Raw genomic sequence first — 14,704 nt, 5'->3', positions numbered from 1 at the left:
CCTACGTGATCACGGCCTTGGAGGCCAAAGGTACGGCGACTCGCGATGATTTCGATGTGCCGGGGCTGGTCGCGACCTCACGTGCGATCGCCGGGAGCTGGGATCTCGAAGGCATGCCGCCATCGCTGTTCTGGACCCTCGCCGCCAGCCATCTCAGGGTCTAGCTGCGGTTCCGGCCCGGCGACCACAGGCGTCCGGTTCGCCACCGCCCAGCGCAGCGTCGCGCGGCGCATGGATGCGGCGTCCGCGTAGCCGAGCAGGCGGGCCTGCCGGTTGCGGCTCAGCGGGCCCGCGGCCGCCGCCGCGGTGAGGCGGGCATGGCGAGCGCGATCCAGCTCCCGGCGCCAGGTCGTCCCCGCTTCGGCCAAGCGGCGTTGCAGGGTGCGCGGGCTGGTGGCCAGGCGGCGCGCCACCGCCTCCAACGAGACGTCCCCGCTGTCGAACACTTCCGCGATCGCCACCGCTACCCGCTCCGGCCAGGCCGCCGCCAGCGGCGGCGGTGGCGGCAGGGCCTCGGCCAGTGGTCGCAGTACCGCGGCCAGCTCCGGATCGGCGGTGGTGAGCGGCAATTCCATATCGGCGGCCCGGAACGTCAGCGCGTCCGCATCCGCGCCGAATTCGAGCCGGGCGTCGCCGAACACCTCGCGATAGAGGTCCAGGCGACGGGGTGCGCGCTGCCGCAGCGATACCACGATCGGGTCCAGGGAGGCCGCGACGACCCGTCGGGCTCGGGTCAATACGGCGGTCAATCCCCATAGATGCGTGTGATCTCGCGCGCGTTCCCCGCCGTCGACCATATCGAGTCGCAGCGTCGGGCCGCGGTCACCGTCGACGACATCGAACCGGTGGTTGGTGGTCACCGCGGCGACATACGGGCCGCATGTCGCCAGTCCCGCGCCGACCGTCGGCGCGCTGACGAACAGATAGTCGTACAGCCGGGTTGCCTTCAGCTCGTAGCGGCTGGCCACCCGCAGCGCCACATCCGGGTCGTCCAGCCAGCGCGCCCCGATCTCCCACAACCGCCAGAACGTCTCGCTGGAAACGTGCACGCCGTCCCCGGACAACGCCCACCCGGGCACGCCGCACTCCCGGATCATCCGCTCCCGATCGAGTCCCGCTCGCTCCAGCTGATTCAGCACGAAGCGGTGCAACAGCGTCTGATCGGTCCCCACACCCCACCTCCGCACCTGTCGAGTCGGTCGGTGCGACATGCTAACTCGCGGCGTACGAGCCGTGTTCGGAAATTCGCATCCCGGTCCCGCTCTCGCGGCCGTACCGGATCGAACGCCATGGCACCGAGCCGACCCGGCGGTATCCCCGTGGCCTGCGCGACTACACCAACACCCGCCGCTGGACCGGCCTCCGGGGCGCGAGCAGCCGGATCAGCATCCGCGTGGGCGAACCTCTCGCCCCACCGTGCTGGAAGAGTGCCGTTCCGCCGCAGGCGTGCCTGTGGCCCGCCTGTGCAGGGTGCCGCGCACGGGCCGCAGGGACCCGACCGATGACTTTTCGCGGCCCGTGTCGTCGGTACAGCGATGGCCTGCGATCGTGCCGTGCGGTCGATGGGTCCCGCCCGCGCTGTCGACTGGCGGCAGCGACGAACCAGGAGGTTGCCTCGCGTGACGAAGCCGGTTACCCGTGACGAGCTGTGGGCCATGGCCCACGCCGAGCGTGCGGCATTGGCCGATGATCTCGCCGAGTTGGACGATGCGCGGTGGGCCGAGCGGTCGCTGTGCGGGGAATGGACCGTGGAGGAGGTTGTCGCCCACCTCACCGCGGCGGCGAGTATCGGGCGGTTCCGGTGGCTGCGCAGTGTCGTCGGTGTCCGGTTCGATTTCGATGAGCACAATGCGCGGCGGCTGGCCGAGCATCGGGGTGCGACCCCCGCGGAGACCTTGGCGCGGTTCCGGGCGGTGGTCACCAGCACCACCGCCGCGTCGGGGCATACGGCGGCCTGGCTGGGTGAGGTGGTCGTGCACGCGCAGGACATCCGCCGCCCGCTGGGTATGCCTCGCGAGCCCTCGGTCGAAGCAGCCACCGAGGTCGCGCGCTTCTACGCGAGCCGGGACTTCACGGTCACCAGCCGCAGCACGATCGAGGGACTCCGCCTGGAAGCCAGCGACGGCCCGTTCGCCACCGGAACCGGCCCCCTGGTGAGCGGCACGACGCTCGCGCTGACCATGGCGATGGCCGGTCGGTCCGCCTACTGCGACGACCTCACCGGCCCCGGCGTGGACACCCTGCGCGAGCGCTGCGCGGGCTAGCGACCCCGAGGACAGACGTCCACACAGACGAGACAATCCAGCTTCTGCGTCGTCGCCCCGCTCAGGGGCGACGTGCCGACCTGGCGAGCACGATATCGAGTTCGTCTCGGACGGACGAACTTGCTCGGGTGCCTTCGGGTTTCGCGCCGAAGGGTATGAGCGGGCCGTCAACGTCGAGGAAGAGCAGTGGGCGGCGCGGCGTATCCATCGGCCCGCAAGGCTAGCCGCACATCGCGGTTGGTGCACCTGGTACGAACGTGCCCACCCGGAGACCACCTGAGCGGGCCTATGGGGTAGCGAGGCGCGCGCAGTATCTCCGAAACATTATCGAGGAGTGCGACCACCGCTGCCGCACCGCGCTCCGGCCGAGCATCGAGATCTGCGTAGATCAGGGGCCGAGGGCTGGAAACGGTCAGGCAGTCGGTACGTTCGGACACGAAGCCGAACGAGAGACCGATGGTCACTTCGGTGACCGGGTCGCGGAAACTGCCGTTGCTCCTGACAACCCCCGGTTCGGGTACGGCAATGACCCCGTCACCGACTGCGCGACGAAGCACCGCGTTGATCACCGTCTCGAAGGAGAACCGGTAGGGGTTGTTTGGCAAGCCCAACGCGACACTCCAGCGCTGTAACGAATCCTCGTGCAGTGGAAGGGTTCTCAGCTCACTTACCACCCACGTCTCGGCCCACCGGTACGCGTCCGCGCTGACCGTGAACATGCGCGGATCTGCGAGGATCCTCCGCTCGGATCGCTTCCACCACCGCACTTCTTCGGCTCGATCGGTCACCACAGCTCGAACTCCGGCTCGTCCGATTCCAGCATCGCCGCCAGTTCCCCGGAGCTGACCGTGCGCCGGTCGGGGTGGTCGAGGAAGTAGCGGACCGTCGACAGCAGGCCGTTGGGGTCGACCGACCAGCTCACGGTGTTGATGATCCAGACGGACGGGCGTAGTTGTCGGCCCCACGCGCCGGATCGCTCGATCGGACCGTTGCGGGACACCTCGGACCGGGCCGTTCGGCACCTGAACTTCAGCGAGGCTTCCCGCGACGCCCACGGCCGACGGATCAGCTCGACGTCTTCGATGTCCTCCCAATCGAATTCGTGTACCAGCGACCCGCCGGTGATGATCAGACTCGCCGGGGAGAACGTCATCGAGTAAGCACGCACCACCACCAGCCGTTGGACGATCGCATATGCCGTGAGCGCGACGAGCACCGCTCCGACAACGACGAAGAGCGCTCCCCCCTCGTACAGCCCCGTGTCGAGGAAGGCGACCCCGACCCCGGCGGTCGACAGCACCGCGATGAGTTGCGGGTCGCGTAGCCGCTGCGCGCGCAGAACCGGTGGATTCGAACCCATCTCCACCGTCGTTCGACGTGGCAGCATCCACGCCAGCACGATCATGACACCGACCGCCGCGAGCGTCGTGCCCAGTGGCCTGCCGGCGAATACGCCCACGACCACGAGCACCACACCGAAGACCGCATACCACGCGCTCAGACGCATCGAGTGCGGCCAACCCCGGATCGGCGTGTACCCCTTCGGCGGAACAGCGTAGCCGTCGTGCACGAACTTTCCTCTCTCGTCCATCGGCTGCACCGCCGAGTCGAAAGCCGCGCACGCAGAGCGCGATTCGGCAGAGACTACCGAGCCGGAGCGATGAGCTGGAAGTTCCTCGGGACCGGGTGACCGTTCGCCGTTGGAGTTCGGTCGCAGTCGAAGCGGACGCGACCTCCGCCCCCTATTCGCAGCCGATGCCGTCCCCGTCGCGATCGAGGCCGTACTCGTCGGGCCCGATCACGCGAACCCGCCCGGTGTAGACCGGCCCATTGCCGCTGCCGCCCTCGCAATCCACATCACTGGTGACGGGCAGGCACGGGTCGTAGGAGGCGTGGCATTGCGCCGCACGCGCGGGCGCGGCGGTTGCGGTGGTGGGTGCGACCAGGACGAATCCGAAAGCGGAGATGGCGGATACGCCGAGCGCGGCTACGAGCTGCACAGAACTTCCCTTCGAGCTGACGAACCTCAGTAGCGTACACTGTCACGCTCTCGGCCGTAGGAGCGAATATCGTTGTCGCGCAGCACTAATGAACTGCTGTCTGCTAGCACCCGCCACGCCCCAGTTCTGTGGAATATCAGGGTGAATCGAAGCTCGGTGGCGGAGGCGGACCGGGTCACGGCCGTGGTGCGTAACCCGGCCGACTCACCTGTCGGGCCAGCTCAGCCCCGCGAATCCCGGACCCGCATCCACTCGCAGCTCGAGCACGGGAATCGGCTTGCCTATCGGGTTTCCCACCTCGTCGAAGGCGATCGGGCCGCCGGCGCCGCTGATCGCGGACCGGCCGTGCAGCCTGTTCATGACCTGCAATACATCGGTCGCGCCGACGTCGGCCACGGTGTCACCGGCCGCGCTGCGGATCGACCATGCGGCCGCCTGCACCGCGTCGTAGGCGATGATGGCGACCCCGTCGTCGAGTGAGTCCCCCGGAAACAGGGTGGGATAGCACGTATCACAGGAGTCGGTGAACTTGGCCATCGCTCCCGCGCTGAAATCCTCCGGCCGCACCTGCCACGCTCGCGGGTGTGCCAGCCCGGTGTAGACGACCCGGACACCGCTCTCCAGTGCGCGGCGGAGCGCATCGTCCTGTGCGGCGTACTGCGACAGATCGTCGGCGGTGGCGACGGTCATCGGCACGTCCCTGCACTGGCGCTCCGCCAGCGCCTTGATCAGCAGCGTCGCATGGGCGCCGCGACCGGCGAAGTACAACACATCGGGCTTGGCGGCGCAGATGTTGGGCAGCATGAGGGAGAACGTGTTGGCGACGCTGCCGGCGTCGGACAGATACCACTCCGTCGGGGCCGCGAGCCGGTGTCCGGCATCGACGAAGCCCTCGGCGAACGCGGTGGCGAGCGTCTGCGGGTAATGGTCGCGGGGGTTTCGGTCCTGCACCAGCAGGGCCGTACGGTGTTGCGGCTTCAGATAGTCCGCGACGGCGCGCGCCTGTGTGGAGTTGGTCGGTGACACTCGGACGAAACCCCGGATACCCGTCAGGTCGTCCGCGGTGAGGGTGGAGGCGAACATGGGCATCCGCGACTCGGACAGCTGTTCCATTGCCGCGCGGGCGTTCTCGGTGCTCAGCCCTATTCCGGTGACGGCGACGATCCGATCGCCGTCCGTGCGCCGGTGCAGTTCACCGAGCACCCGCCGCCAATCCCGCAGTCCGCTACCGGGATTGGCGAGCAGCAGCCGGACCAGCGGACGGCCGCCGCTCGCGCCGACGTCGTGATTGGCGGTGTGCTGGGCGAGGTAGGCGCCCTGCAGCTGATGGCGCACCCAGGGCATGGTCACCGTGTCCCCCGGGCGCAGCGTCATCGGCAGCAGGACCGCCACGCTGACATGATTCTCGTCCCGGCGGGCGACGTCCTGGTTCTCGGCGTGGATCAGTCGCTGCACGTGTTCGAGTTCCGGATCGAAGACGTAACTGCCGTCGGTCACGCCCGTGCATTCACCGGATTCGCCGGTGCGCGTCACGCCCGGCCCGCAACTGCGCAGCGCCTCCCGCACCGCCGGAACCACCACGAAGGCCGCGACCAGTGCGATCACCACCAGCACGGTTGCGCCGCCGATCCACGCCCACCGGTGCCACGGCGGCCGCGGTGGCACTATCGGTTCGCTTCGACCGCTCATCGGTATCTCTCCGCACGCTCGTAGAGCACCATGGATCCGCTGCCCCGCCCGATCGCCAAATGCTGGAGCTCGCTGCGGATCATGGCATGCAGGGTCGCGTCCGGATCGCCGAGCGGATCGTTCGCGATCCAGAGCGCCGCGGTCAACCAGCCCAGGCTGCTGCCCAATTCGTCGTGCGGCTCGCCGACCATCCGCTGGATCTGGTCGATCGGCGTGACATCGGTCGCGAGCCGGTTCGGCGCGGAGGTGATGAGGTCCAGATCAGCCAGCCACGCCGTCGCGGCCGCGACGTCGAACTCGGTGCCCGGTGCGTCGAAGGGCCTGCGCAGGTAGGCGACCACGGCGGGCACATTCTCCAGGGCAAGGTCGTGGTAGCGGGCCTCCGCCGCACGATCCCGCCGCTCGAGGCTGTCACGGCAGATCGAGTGGGTGCCGACCCAGTCGCGCGGATCGTCCGCTGCCCGCGAAGACAACTCGGTCAACAGGATTCGACGCAGCCAGGGATTGACGCGGAACCCGGCACCGGCTTGTTCCCGGATCCACAACAGGTTTCGCAACTTCTCCACCAGCGCGGCCGCGTCCGGACGCGCGGAGTCCAGCAGCTCCGGTTCGTACAGCATGTCGATGGTGTGCGCCGCGCTCGCCGTGACCAGATCGCGGCGTTCGGCGGCAGGGTCGAAGTCCCGCAGCAGCTGCTCGCGTGCCTGCTCGAGCACGGTGGGCGGCGGCTGCTCGGAGTCGGTGTGAGCGGGCGGCACGCGCAGGGTCAAGACCTGCCGCAGCCGCGTCGGCTGTTCCCGGTAGCCGGAGTTCGACGCCGCACCGAGCACGTCGATCGCGCCACCGGGATGTCCGTCGGTCAATCGATGCACGAAACCGACGAGGGTCGCGTCCGGACGCAAGCCGCGGGCGGCCGCCACATCGGCGATCTGTTCCGGCGCCAACCGCCCGAGATCGACCAGGTACCAGGGCGACCACGGGCAGAGAGCCGATTCACTATGCTCCTGCCAGTCCGTGGCGATATCGGTGAGCATCCGCGGCGCGGGCATGTGCAGCCCACCGGTCCGATGCGTCGGTGGATGCCGTGGGCCGTGAGACAGCTGGCTGCCCGGATGGTGCCAGCCTTCGCTCCACCGCGGAAGCCAGGCCCGACTCGTCGCGAATACCACCATCGGATCACTCTCCGCATCCGACCGGTATCGGGTGCGTTCGAGCGCGGAGAGGAACTTCCGACCCGTGGCCGTATGCACATTGTCCAGCAGGACAACGCAATTGAGTGTTCGCCTGCTTCGATTCAGCCCCGTGTAGGCGTGCCGGAGATCGCTGAGGAACGCCTCGCAGAAGATGGTGTCGACCTCGCTTCGCTCGGCTTCGCCTTCGCCGTGCGACCACCGGGCGAGATCTATCAGGGCGTCTTCGGCGCCGCCCTCGATGGCGGGAAGCCTGCCGATGTTCCGTAGCAACCGCCGCCGGTCGAACCAACCCAGACCGCGCAGCAGCCACCCGCTGGCCGACGAAGCCCAGGGCGGTAGCCCCGACCCGCCCGACGCCACCTCGCCGGCGAATTCCACCAGTTGTGTGATCGTGCCGAGGTTGCGTTCGATCGACGGACTTCCCGCGACGACCTGTCGCAGCCCATCGAGAGCACGCCGACGATCATCGGCATCGGTATGGATCGAGCTGCCGACGACCAGCAGGCACAGCCACAGTCGCGGAAAGGCCAGCCGACCGAATTGCGACCGGTGGCGGCTCAGCCCGAACGCCAGTTCACCAAGCACTTCACTCGGTTCCGCCTCGCGGTGCTCGAAATCCACGTACACGTACGGTATTTCCCGGCAGCGATATCGAATCTCGCTCAGCAGAGCGGTCTTTCCGGTGCCGCGCGGGCCAACCGCGATCACGATCGGAGAATCCATATCATTGCCCTGCGGCCGGGCGAGCAGATGTTCCAGAAACCACCCGGTGAACGGGCGGGTGCCCGACAGCCGCGGTGGTTCCATCGCCATCCCCACCCGCTCCAGAACTCATCCGATCAATGCGTACCAGCGATGCTAGTCACGACGGCCGAACCGAACGCTCGGTGCCGCACACCGTCGTCAACTCGTAACACTGTCGTCACGATCGTGAGTGCGACGTCATCGCGAATCGAGTTGGTGGGCGGTGCGTTCGGAGTAGGATCACGGTCGGCGTGGCCGTCACGGACGCGGATCCGCCCGACGGTGATCCGCCGGATCGAGGGGATGTGTCGATGTCAGACCTGCGCGCCTACACCGTCTTGATCGCAGTTCCTGCGCTTTTCGCGTACGGCCCCGGTGTCGCTTCGGCCGCACCGCAGCATCCGGAGCTCCCCCGGCCCGTCGCGTCCGGCCTCGACGCGGATCCGACATCTGCTCCGGCACAGGATCCCAACCACGTGCGGGTCGGTTCCCGGACCGTCCCCCTGCCCGCGGGCATCGACCCCGGGCTGCGGGAGCGAGCGCAGCACTATCTGGACGATGCGCAGCGGCAGATCGCCACCGCCTACGACGATATCGGCTTCCCCCGCAACGAGTCCGACCGCCGCGCCGCCTCCACCGCGACCGGAGCGGTCATCGGCGCGGTGATCGGCAAGGTCGTCGTCTTCCCCTTGGAGATCGTGGGGTGCGGCGTGGGCGCGGCCGTCGGCGCGGTGGCCGGTGGCGTCATCGGCGGACTCCCGACCGTCGGCGCGGGCGTCCCGGTCGGTGCTGCGGTGGGCGGGCTGGCGGGCTGCCTGCTCGGCGGGTTGGCGGTAGCCATCCCGGTGGATGTGGCCGGCCTCGTCGGCGGAGCCGTTATCGGCGGAACCATCGGCGGCGAACTGGGCTCCGGCACCGACCCGGGTTCCACCCATACGGCCGACCCCGTCGTCAATACTCCAGCGCCCCAGACCGATTCGCCACCGGTAGCGGCGGACGCACTCACCGCTATCGGCCCCGACACCGGCAGTGCGATCACCTCGCTCGACGCCGCGATCGACGCGATGCCACCGCTCGCCCCCGACACGCTGGGTCCGCTGACCCAACCCGCCAAAAACCTGCTCGCCGCCGTGCGGACAGCGTTCTGACCGGCCCTCGGACCGAACGCACGCCGCTTGGAGCGGCAGCGGCGGTGTGCTCCGATGCCACCGCCGCCCACGGCGCGCCGTCCCGATCGACTCAGCGCGCGGTGTCGCCGATGCCGACTTCGTCGTCGTGGGACCGCAATTCGCCGGTCGCGGCCCCCAGTACGGCGAGGACCGCCAGGACGAGGATGCCCACGACCAGGGCCGGAAGCCGCGGTGCGATCGGGAGGAGTACGGCCAGTGCGGCGAGGGCGACCATGCGCGATCGTGCCGTACGGCCGTAGCGCGACATATTGAAGATGATATTGCCGATCAGGTAGATGGCCGGCCCACCGAGGATCACCGCCGCCGTGGCCCATCCCGCGCGGTCGCCGGGGTGAGCGAGCACGAGTTCGATACCGACCGCGACCACGATGGCCCCGCCGACCATCAGCGCGTGCGCGTAGGCGTAGGCGCCGCGTGCCTGCCGGGTGGCTTCGACGGTCGGCGCCTCCTCGTGTTCCGCATTGCCCAGGCGATAGCTGAAATACAGCCACCAGAGCAGGAGGATGGTCGAGAAGCCGACGACCGTCGCCGCCGTCACCGCGGGCGTCCAGTCCAGACCGCCGAGCGTCGTGCCCAGGATGAGAATCGACTCGCCCAGCGCGATGATGAAGACCAGCCGATTGCGTTCCGCCAGATGTCCCTCGGCCAGCGGCCAGGTCGACATGTCCGAGGCGCCGACTCCGGGCAGCCAGAACCCCAATCGCGGTGCTGCATAGTCGATCAGAACCGCCACCAGCCACACGATCAGGCGCACGTCGTCGGGCAGCACGGCGCCGAGCACCCACACCGCGCCCGCGATCACACTCCAGGCCAGCAACTGCGTGTAGTTGCGGCGCATCACCGGATCCCGGCGGAAGGCGTACACCATGAAGAGGCTGCGCACGAGTTGCAGGAACAGGTACGCACCCACGAACAGCCCGGCGTGCTCGGTGAACGCCTCGGGTATCGCCACCGCCATGACCAGCGCCGCGAGCATGAGTACCGCGAGCAGGCAGCGCACCACGACATGTTCGGGATCGAGCCAGTTCATCGCCCACGCCGTGTAATTCCACCCCCACCACACCGCCGCGAACAGCACGCCCGTACGTAGCGCCTGCTCCCAGGTGAGTTCCTCGAGCAGGAAATGAGACAGCTGAATGATGGCGAAGACGTACACCAGGTCGAAGAACAGTTCGATGGCTCCGACGCCTGGGTGGGCGCCGCGCGGCCGCAGCACGCCTCGCGTTGTCGAATCGTCGGACACACCCGGACGATAGCAGCAGATTTGCCACCATCCGGTGATTTGATGTCGCCATGGTCGGCCGACGATTCGCACCGTTGCGCGACGAGCAGCGCCCACGCAATTCCGCACTGCTGCTGGCATTCGTGGTCGCGTTGCAGTTCGGATATCCGTTCACGCTGTACGGGCAATGGCAGACCGCTCTGTACATGCTGCTCTACGCGGGCATGGTGTTCTTCGGCATCGCGGTCGTACGTGACGACAACCAGCACGTTCTGCCGACACTGGTCCTCGGTGTGGTTTTCATCGTGTTGGCGGCGTGGTTTTCGATCGATCAGCACAGCCGGAGCGCCACGCTCGCCATGCTGTTCTCGGTGGCGTCGTTCATGTCCGCACTGATCGTGGCGCTGCTACGCTTCATCTTCCGCGCCGGCTCCCGCGTCGGTAGTGAGCTGATCATGGGCGCGGTCATCGTCTATCTCGTCCTCGGCGGACTGTTCGGCGCACTGTGCGCGGCGATGGAGATACTGCACCCCGGCAGCTTCACCGATCCCGTCACTCCGGGAGAGTCGCCACAGTGGCAGCAACTCGTCTACTACAGCTACGTCTCCCTCGCGACTCTCGGTTACGGCGACATCCTTCCCGTCACCCCGTGGGCCAGGTCGCTGGCGACCTTCGAATCCGTCCTCGGCACACTCTTCCTCACCATCGTGATCGCCCGCCTGGTCGGCATCTGGTCGAGCGGAAAAACCGATAACAGCTGACGCGAGTGCACGCGCGACAAGCTCGGTCGCGCAGGCTTGCCGACCTCCCATCCGGCGGCGCTATGTCCAGATAGCGCCGGGCGCGCGCCGCATATCCCGGCCGGGCGCGACGCGCCCCTCACGGACTGGCAGCACATCGCCGCGGATTACCCGGTCTTCCAGATCACGCAGTAAGGAACGAAAGCGTCATCTCCTCCTGCGCCGCTCGCCGTGCTCCCGGACCCACTCGACAGGCATCGGCGCTCGCCTCCGCAGGCGACAACAGCCCGACTTCCCGGAGGCCTTCATGAAGAAGCCGACAAGTCCGCTCGAGCAGGTGCTGTTCTCGTGCTTCGCAAGCCAACGGCACACGATCAACCGCCTTTACCTGCCGATCATCGAGGACCGATTCCTCTGAAGATATCGGAAATCGAACCCTTCATGCGACCGGTCTCGTCGATCTCGCCCCGAAGAGCCGACAGTCCCGGGTCGCGCGCACATAGAAAGTCCGTGGCGCGTTCGGACAGAACAAGCCTTCGCGTCTCGGCGAAGTCGTCGATACCGCCTCGACCGTGGATCTCAAGGGCAAACAGCGTGGTGGGGATGGTGAGCGGATCAGGTCCGACATCCCCGCCGCCGATTTCTGCGCGATCCTGGTAATAGATCGAACGCTCACCGGTGGCCGGGACCAGTCGATACCCAATGAAATCGGTCGCGGCCAACGCCTCGGCGAGCGGCTCGGTGACCCCGTGAATTCCACCGAGCCCGGACGAGAACAGTTCAGTTTCGACCGATGCGACGAAGGAGAAGACCACACTGACCAGGGTGGGCGGGTCGGTCGTGTTGTCCCAGGTGTTGTCCGCATTGTCGGCGGGAACGTCGGGCATGAGGGTGAACCAGGCCATCGATGTGTCCTTCCCGTTCGGTCAGACGGACATTAGAAGGCGCGAACTACCAGTACCGGCTGACGCGCCGAGGACATGACGTCATATTCCACTGTCCTGCGCCAGTGCTCCTGGCCTGGCTTTAAGCCCCCGGCCTGCGGCGGGCCATTTTGGATGGCAGCGCGGATTCAATGTTCTGCCATCGAAGTTGGCCCATTCATCTTTTTGCGTTGTGCAACAGCGTTTTCAGTGTGGTGATCGTGGTCGCGTTGTCGGTGTGGTGGATCGTGGTCATTCCGGCCGCGGCAGCACCGTCGAGCGCGATCTGCGCGTCGTCGATGAACACGACCTGTTGCGGATCGACGGCGAGCCGGTCGCAGGCCATGGCATAGATTCGGGGGTCGGGCTTGGCGATGCCGATTTCGTGGGAATAGATGATGTCGTCGACCAAGTCTTCGAACCCGTAGGAGCGTTGTTCTCGTTCGCGGGCGCCGACGAAGCTGTTGCTGATGATGCCGGTCCGATAGGCAGGCCGCAGTGTCTTCGCGTAGGCGATCAACTCGTCGTTGGCGACTCCGAGGTATTGCCGCCAGATGTCGGCGATGAGTTCGTCAGCGGTGCGAGGTTCGATCTCGAGACGCTCGATGATCGCGTCGCGAAATGCGGACTCGGTGATGGTGCCGATGGAGCCGGCTGGCCTGACGTCGGCGAGGCGGCCGAGGATCCGACCGCGTTCGAGACCGAGTCGCTGTTCCCACTCGATGTCGAAATCCATCACTTCGGTGACTTCGAGAACGCCTCCGATATCGAAGATCACTGCACGGAAAGTCAAGGCTTCCAACCTATCTGTGTGGAGGTCACCGCGGTGACCGGTCGGCCAGAAACAGGAACACCGAGGTGTCGTCCTCGGCGAGGCTCACCCACGTCCCGGCGGCGTCGACGACCCCGGAGACAACCTGATACCCCGACAGCTTGTAGGGGCCTGACAGCGGGATCTGCCAGCGGACCTCGCCACGCGCGCCACAGCTACCGGCGTCACAGAACACCGGCGAACGGTCCTGGGATCCCCCGCCGGCCTGATCCTGCCCGCAACCTGCGACCATCGTGAGCAACGCGAGCACCGAAGCGGCTAGTGGCCGGATCATCATGCACCGCACCGCCTTTCGATGCAGGTGTACCGCGTTCAATGCGGCCCCCCATGTCGATCTTGCCGTGCGCCAGCGACGGTAGCAGCTGTGCGAACTCGCTGGCACTGTCGGGAGCGTGGTGCACCGCCGGGGTTGACGGCCGGAACGCCCGGAACGCAACGATATTCGCGGACTTGGACCACACCTATTCGCGTCCGAGCAGCCTGCGCCACCCGCGCCGCACCGGCTGAGCCGGACCAGATGGGTCCGCGCTCGCGGCGAGGTCCTCGGGCCATTCACCCCACACGCCGGTGCGCAGGACCCGGGTGTGGCCCTCCCCGACAGCGCGCAGGGCGGCCGCCCACGCCACCGGTTCGACCTCCTCGGTGAAGCGCAGCCCCGGTAGCGCGGCGAGCGCGGCGCGCAGGCTCGGATGCAGCGACTGGTGTACCACCGCTCCCGCCCCATCGGTGACGGTCAACACCCCGATCGGGACCGCCGAGCGCGCCAGCCGCGCCAGGACCTCCAGCTCTCCCCCGGCCGCGGCACCGAAACGGTCGACGACCTCGCCGACATGCTCAGCCAGCCGCAACCGGATGCACCGGCGAGCGATATCGCGCTCGTCGACCCCCCACCGCGCGGTCAACGCGGCCATTGTCGGCGGCCGCACCGCAGACCACCCCGCGACCAAGACCTCATCGGCCGCCGCGCCCCACAGCGGCAGCCCATGCCGCTCGTGAGCCTCCCGGACGAAGTCCTCCCACACGAAATCCGGCGCTGTCGCCATCCTGCGCAGCGCCCCCAACGCCGCGCCCGACGCATACGCGTCATCGAGCAGCCACCGCGCCCGCGTCCGGACACCGGTCACCGTGCGATCGCAAAAGTCGGCGACATCGTCATCATCGAGACCACGGGCGAGCGCATCGAACAACAGCGCGTAGTCCTCGGCGGTCCAGGGCTGGCCGCGGCGGGCCGGACAGTCGGTAGCGGTCATCGAATCCCTCACATTCGATCGTGGGCATCAGCCCGGTGCCAACCGGTGCGCAGCACGCGGTATCCCCTTGGTGGCCAGATGAATACGACGTGAGTCCACCACCATCATCATCAACCAGCGCACCGACAAACAGACGTGAGGAAGTACAAGCACACCCATATCTACTCACTGGTGGCGCAAATGGTCAGTGGACCGATCAACCCGGTCAGCTCTCCCCCGGGGCGTGACGACCAGGACCGGTGGACACGCGGGGAATCGGGCGGCATCGGTCGCTGGTGGCGTTACCATGGTCAGGTCCGTCCCAGCCGGAGCATTGAAAAGCTTTGTGCCGATGTGGATCTTGCCTTGCTCCGCCAGCGTCAGCACCGTCGCGGGAGCCTCGACTGCGGGCTCGTCGGCCTCATCGGACCCAGCGTCCGGACTCGCCTCGGGCACGATGACGGTCCGAATCCGCGGCCGCGGCTGCGGTAGCGGGGGAATCACCGCGTCTCGGCGGCCGGCACCCACTGCGCCGGACTCGCTGTCGGCGCATCCGGCACCGGCGGCGGTGCGGTCAGGCCGAGATTCGAGTCGCTGGGGACGCCAAACCGGGTTGTCCTGAAGAGTGGCGACGCAGGTGTGCCCGCGCCAACTATTCGGCCGGGCGTACCGTCCAGC

The 14,704-nt window shown here is 67.6% G+C and carries 13 protein-coding genes; 3 read left to right on the top strand and 10 right to left on the bottom strand.

Going from position 1 to position 14,704, the window contains the following annotated elements; genetic code table 11:
* Positions 1 to 77: 77 nt before the first annotated feature.
* On the bottom strand, positions 78 to 1,172 hold the full coding sequence (locus QMO76_RS16735) for an AraC family transcriptional regulator ligand-binding domain-containing protein (RefSeq protein ID WP_306362221.1): 1,095 nt from the start codon (positions 1,170 to 1,172) through the stop codon (positions 78 to 80).
* A 483-nt stretch (positions 1,173 to 1,655) separates the two neighbouring features.
* Between QMO76_RS16735 and QMO76_RS16730 the strand changes: the two genes are divergently transcribed.
* Positions 1,656 to 2,264 carry a maleylpyruvate isomerase family mycothiol-dependent enzyme gene (locus QMO76_RS16730; RefSeq protein WP_372342001.1) on the top strand — a complete coding sequence of 203 codons (609 nt, stop codon included), beginning with the start codon at positions 1,656 to 1,658 and terminating at the stop codon, positions 2,262 to 2,264.
* 784 nt (positions 2,265 to 3,048) lie between these two features.
* On the opposite strand, the gene QMO76_RS16725 is transcribed toward QMO76_RS16730, so the two are convergent.
* From QMO76_RS16725 to QMO76_RS16710, 4 genes are all read right to left on the bottom strand, one after another.
* Complete coding sequence (locus QMO76_RS16725) at positions 3,049 to 3,855, bottom strand: hypothetical protein (RefSeq protein ID WP_306362219.1); 807 nt, start codon at positions 3,853 to 3,855, stop codon at positions 3,049 to 3,051.
* A gap of 151 nt (positions 3,856 to 4,006) precedes the next feature.
* On the bottom strand, positions 4,007 to 4,264 hold the full coding sequence (locus QMO76_RS16720) for a hypothetical protein (RefSeq protein WP_306362218.1): 258 nt from the start codon (positions 4,262 to 4,264) through the stop codon (positions 4,007 to 4,009).
* Positions 4,265 to 4,468: 204 nt separating this feature from the next.
* Positions 4,469 to 5,953, bottom strand: coding sequence for an ABC transporter substrate-binding protein (locus QMO76_RS16715; RefSeq protein WP_306362217.1), 1,485 nt, complete (start codon positions 5,951 to 5,953; stop codon positions 4,469 to 4,471).
* On the bottom strand, positions 5,950 to 7,953 hold the full coding sequence (locus QMO76_RS16710; RefSeq protein WP_306362216.1) for a hypothetical protein: 2,004 nt from the start codon (positions 7,951 to 7,953) through the stop codon (positions 5,950 to 5,952). The genes QMO76_RS16715 and QMO76_RS16710 overlap by 4 nt, the downstream gene beginning before the upstream one ends.
* 248 nt (positions 7,954 to 8,201) lie before the next feature.
* Here QMO76_RS16710 and QMO76_RS16705 point away from each other — a divergent pair, with 248 nt between their 5' ends.
* A complete protein-coding gene (locus QMO76_RS16705; RefSeq protein WP_306362215.1) occupies positions 8,202 to 9,038 on the top strand; it encodes a hypothetical protein in 837 nt (278 codons plus the stop codon).
* A gap of 91 nt (positions 9,039 to 9,129) precedes the next feature.
* Here QMO76_RS16705 and QMO76_RS16700 read toward each other — a convergent pair whose 3' ends face one another.
* Positions 9,130 to 10,323, bottom strand: a complete 1,194-nt coding sequence (locus tag QMO76_RS16700; protein WP_306362214.1) for a low temperature requirement protein A — start codon at positions 10,321 to 10,323, stop codon at positions 9,130 to 9,132.
* 50 nt (positions 10,324 to 10,373) lie between these two features.
* Here QMO76_RS16700 and QMO76_RS16695 point away from each other — a divergent pair, with 50 nt between their 5' ends.
* On the top strand, positions 10,374 to 11,063 hold the full coding sequence (locus tag QMO76_RS16695) for a potassium channel family protein (RefSeq protein ID WP_306362213.1): 690 nt from the start codon (positions 10,374 to 10,376) through the stop codon (positions 11,061 to 11,063).
* Positions 11,064 to 11,437: 374 nt separating this feature from the next.
* Here QMO76_RS16695 and QMO76_RS16690 read toward each other — a convergent pair whose 3' ends face one another.
* From QMO76_RS16690 to QMO76_RS16675, 4 genes are all read right to left on the bottom strand, one after another.
* Entirely contained in the window at positions 11,438 to 11,947 is a 510-nt protein-coding gene (locus QMO76_RS16690) for a hypothetical protein (protein WP_306362212.1), read from the bottom strand.
* A 196-nt stretch (positions 11,948 to 12,143) separates the two neighbouring features.
* Positions 12,144 to 12,743 carry an HAD family phosphatase gene (locus QMO76_RS16685; RefSeq protein WP_306362211.1) on the bottom strand — a complete coding sequence of 200 codons (600 nt, stop codon included), beginning with the start codon at positions 12,741 to 12,743 and terminating at the stop codon, positions 12,144 to 12,146.
* A 40-nt stretch (positions 12,744 to 12,783) separates the two neighbouring features.
* The gene (locus QMO76_RS16680) at positions 12,784 to 13,074 is read right to left on the bottom strand and encodes a hypothetical protein (protein WP_306362210.1); all 291 of its coding nucleotides are present in this window, start codon (positions 13,072 to 13,074) and stop codon (positions 12,784 to 12,786) included.
* 184 nt (positions 13,075 to 13,258) lie between these two features.
* Positions 13,259 to 14,047, bottom strand: a complete 789-nt coding sequence (locus QMO76_RS16675; protein WP_306362209.1) for a hypothetical protein — start codon at positions 14,045 to 14,047, stop codon at positions 13,259 to 13,261.
* Positions 14,048 to 14,704 lie beyond the last annotated feature (657 nt).

Source organism: Nocardia sp. CC227C (assembly GCF_030767025.1).
Taxonomy (GTDB): domain Bacteria; phylum Actinomycetota; class Actinomycetes; order Mycobacteriales; family Mycobacteriaceae; genus Nocardia.
Note: the sequence above shows the minus strand (reverse complement) of the source record. Positions and strands in the feature narration are given on the sequence as shown.

Coding starts and splice junctions, on each gene's coding strand:
- QMO76_RS16730 (WP_372342001.1), top strand. CDS start 1,656: ATGGCCCACGCCGAGCGTGCGGCATTGGCCGATGATCTCGCCGAGTTG.
- QMO76_RS16725 (WP_306362219.1), bottom strand. CDS start 3,855: ATGGACGAGAGAGGAAAGTTCGTGCACGACGGCTACGCTGTTCCGCCG.
- QMO76_RS16715 (WP_306362217.1), bottom strand. CDS start 5,953: ATGAGCGGTCGAAGCGAACCGATAGTGCCACCGCGGCCGCCGTGGCAC.
- QMO76_RS16710 (WP_306362216.1), bottom strand. CDS start 7,953: ATGGAACCACCGCGGCTGTCGGGCACCCGCCCGTTCACCGGGTGGTTT.
- QMO76_RS16705 (WP_306362215.1), top strand. CDS start 8,202: ATGTCAGACCTGCGCGCCTACACCGTCTTGATCGCAGTTCCTGCGCTT.
- QMO76_RS16695 (WP_306362213.1), top strand. CDS start 10,374: ATGGTCGGCCGACGATTCGCACCGTTGCGCGACGAGCAGCGCCCACGC.
- QMO76_RS16690 (WP_306362212.1), bottom strand. CDS start 11,947: ATGGCCTGGTTCACCCTCATGCCCGACGTTCCCGCCGACAATGCGGAC.
- QMO76_RS16680 (WP_306362210.1), bottom strand. CDS start 13,074: ATGATGATCCGGCCACTAGCCGCTTCGGTGCTCGCGTTGCTCACGATG.
- QMO76_RS16675 (WP_306362209.1), bottom strand. CDS start 14,047: ATGACCGCTACCGACTGTCCGGCCCGCCGCGGCCAGCCCTGGACCGCC.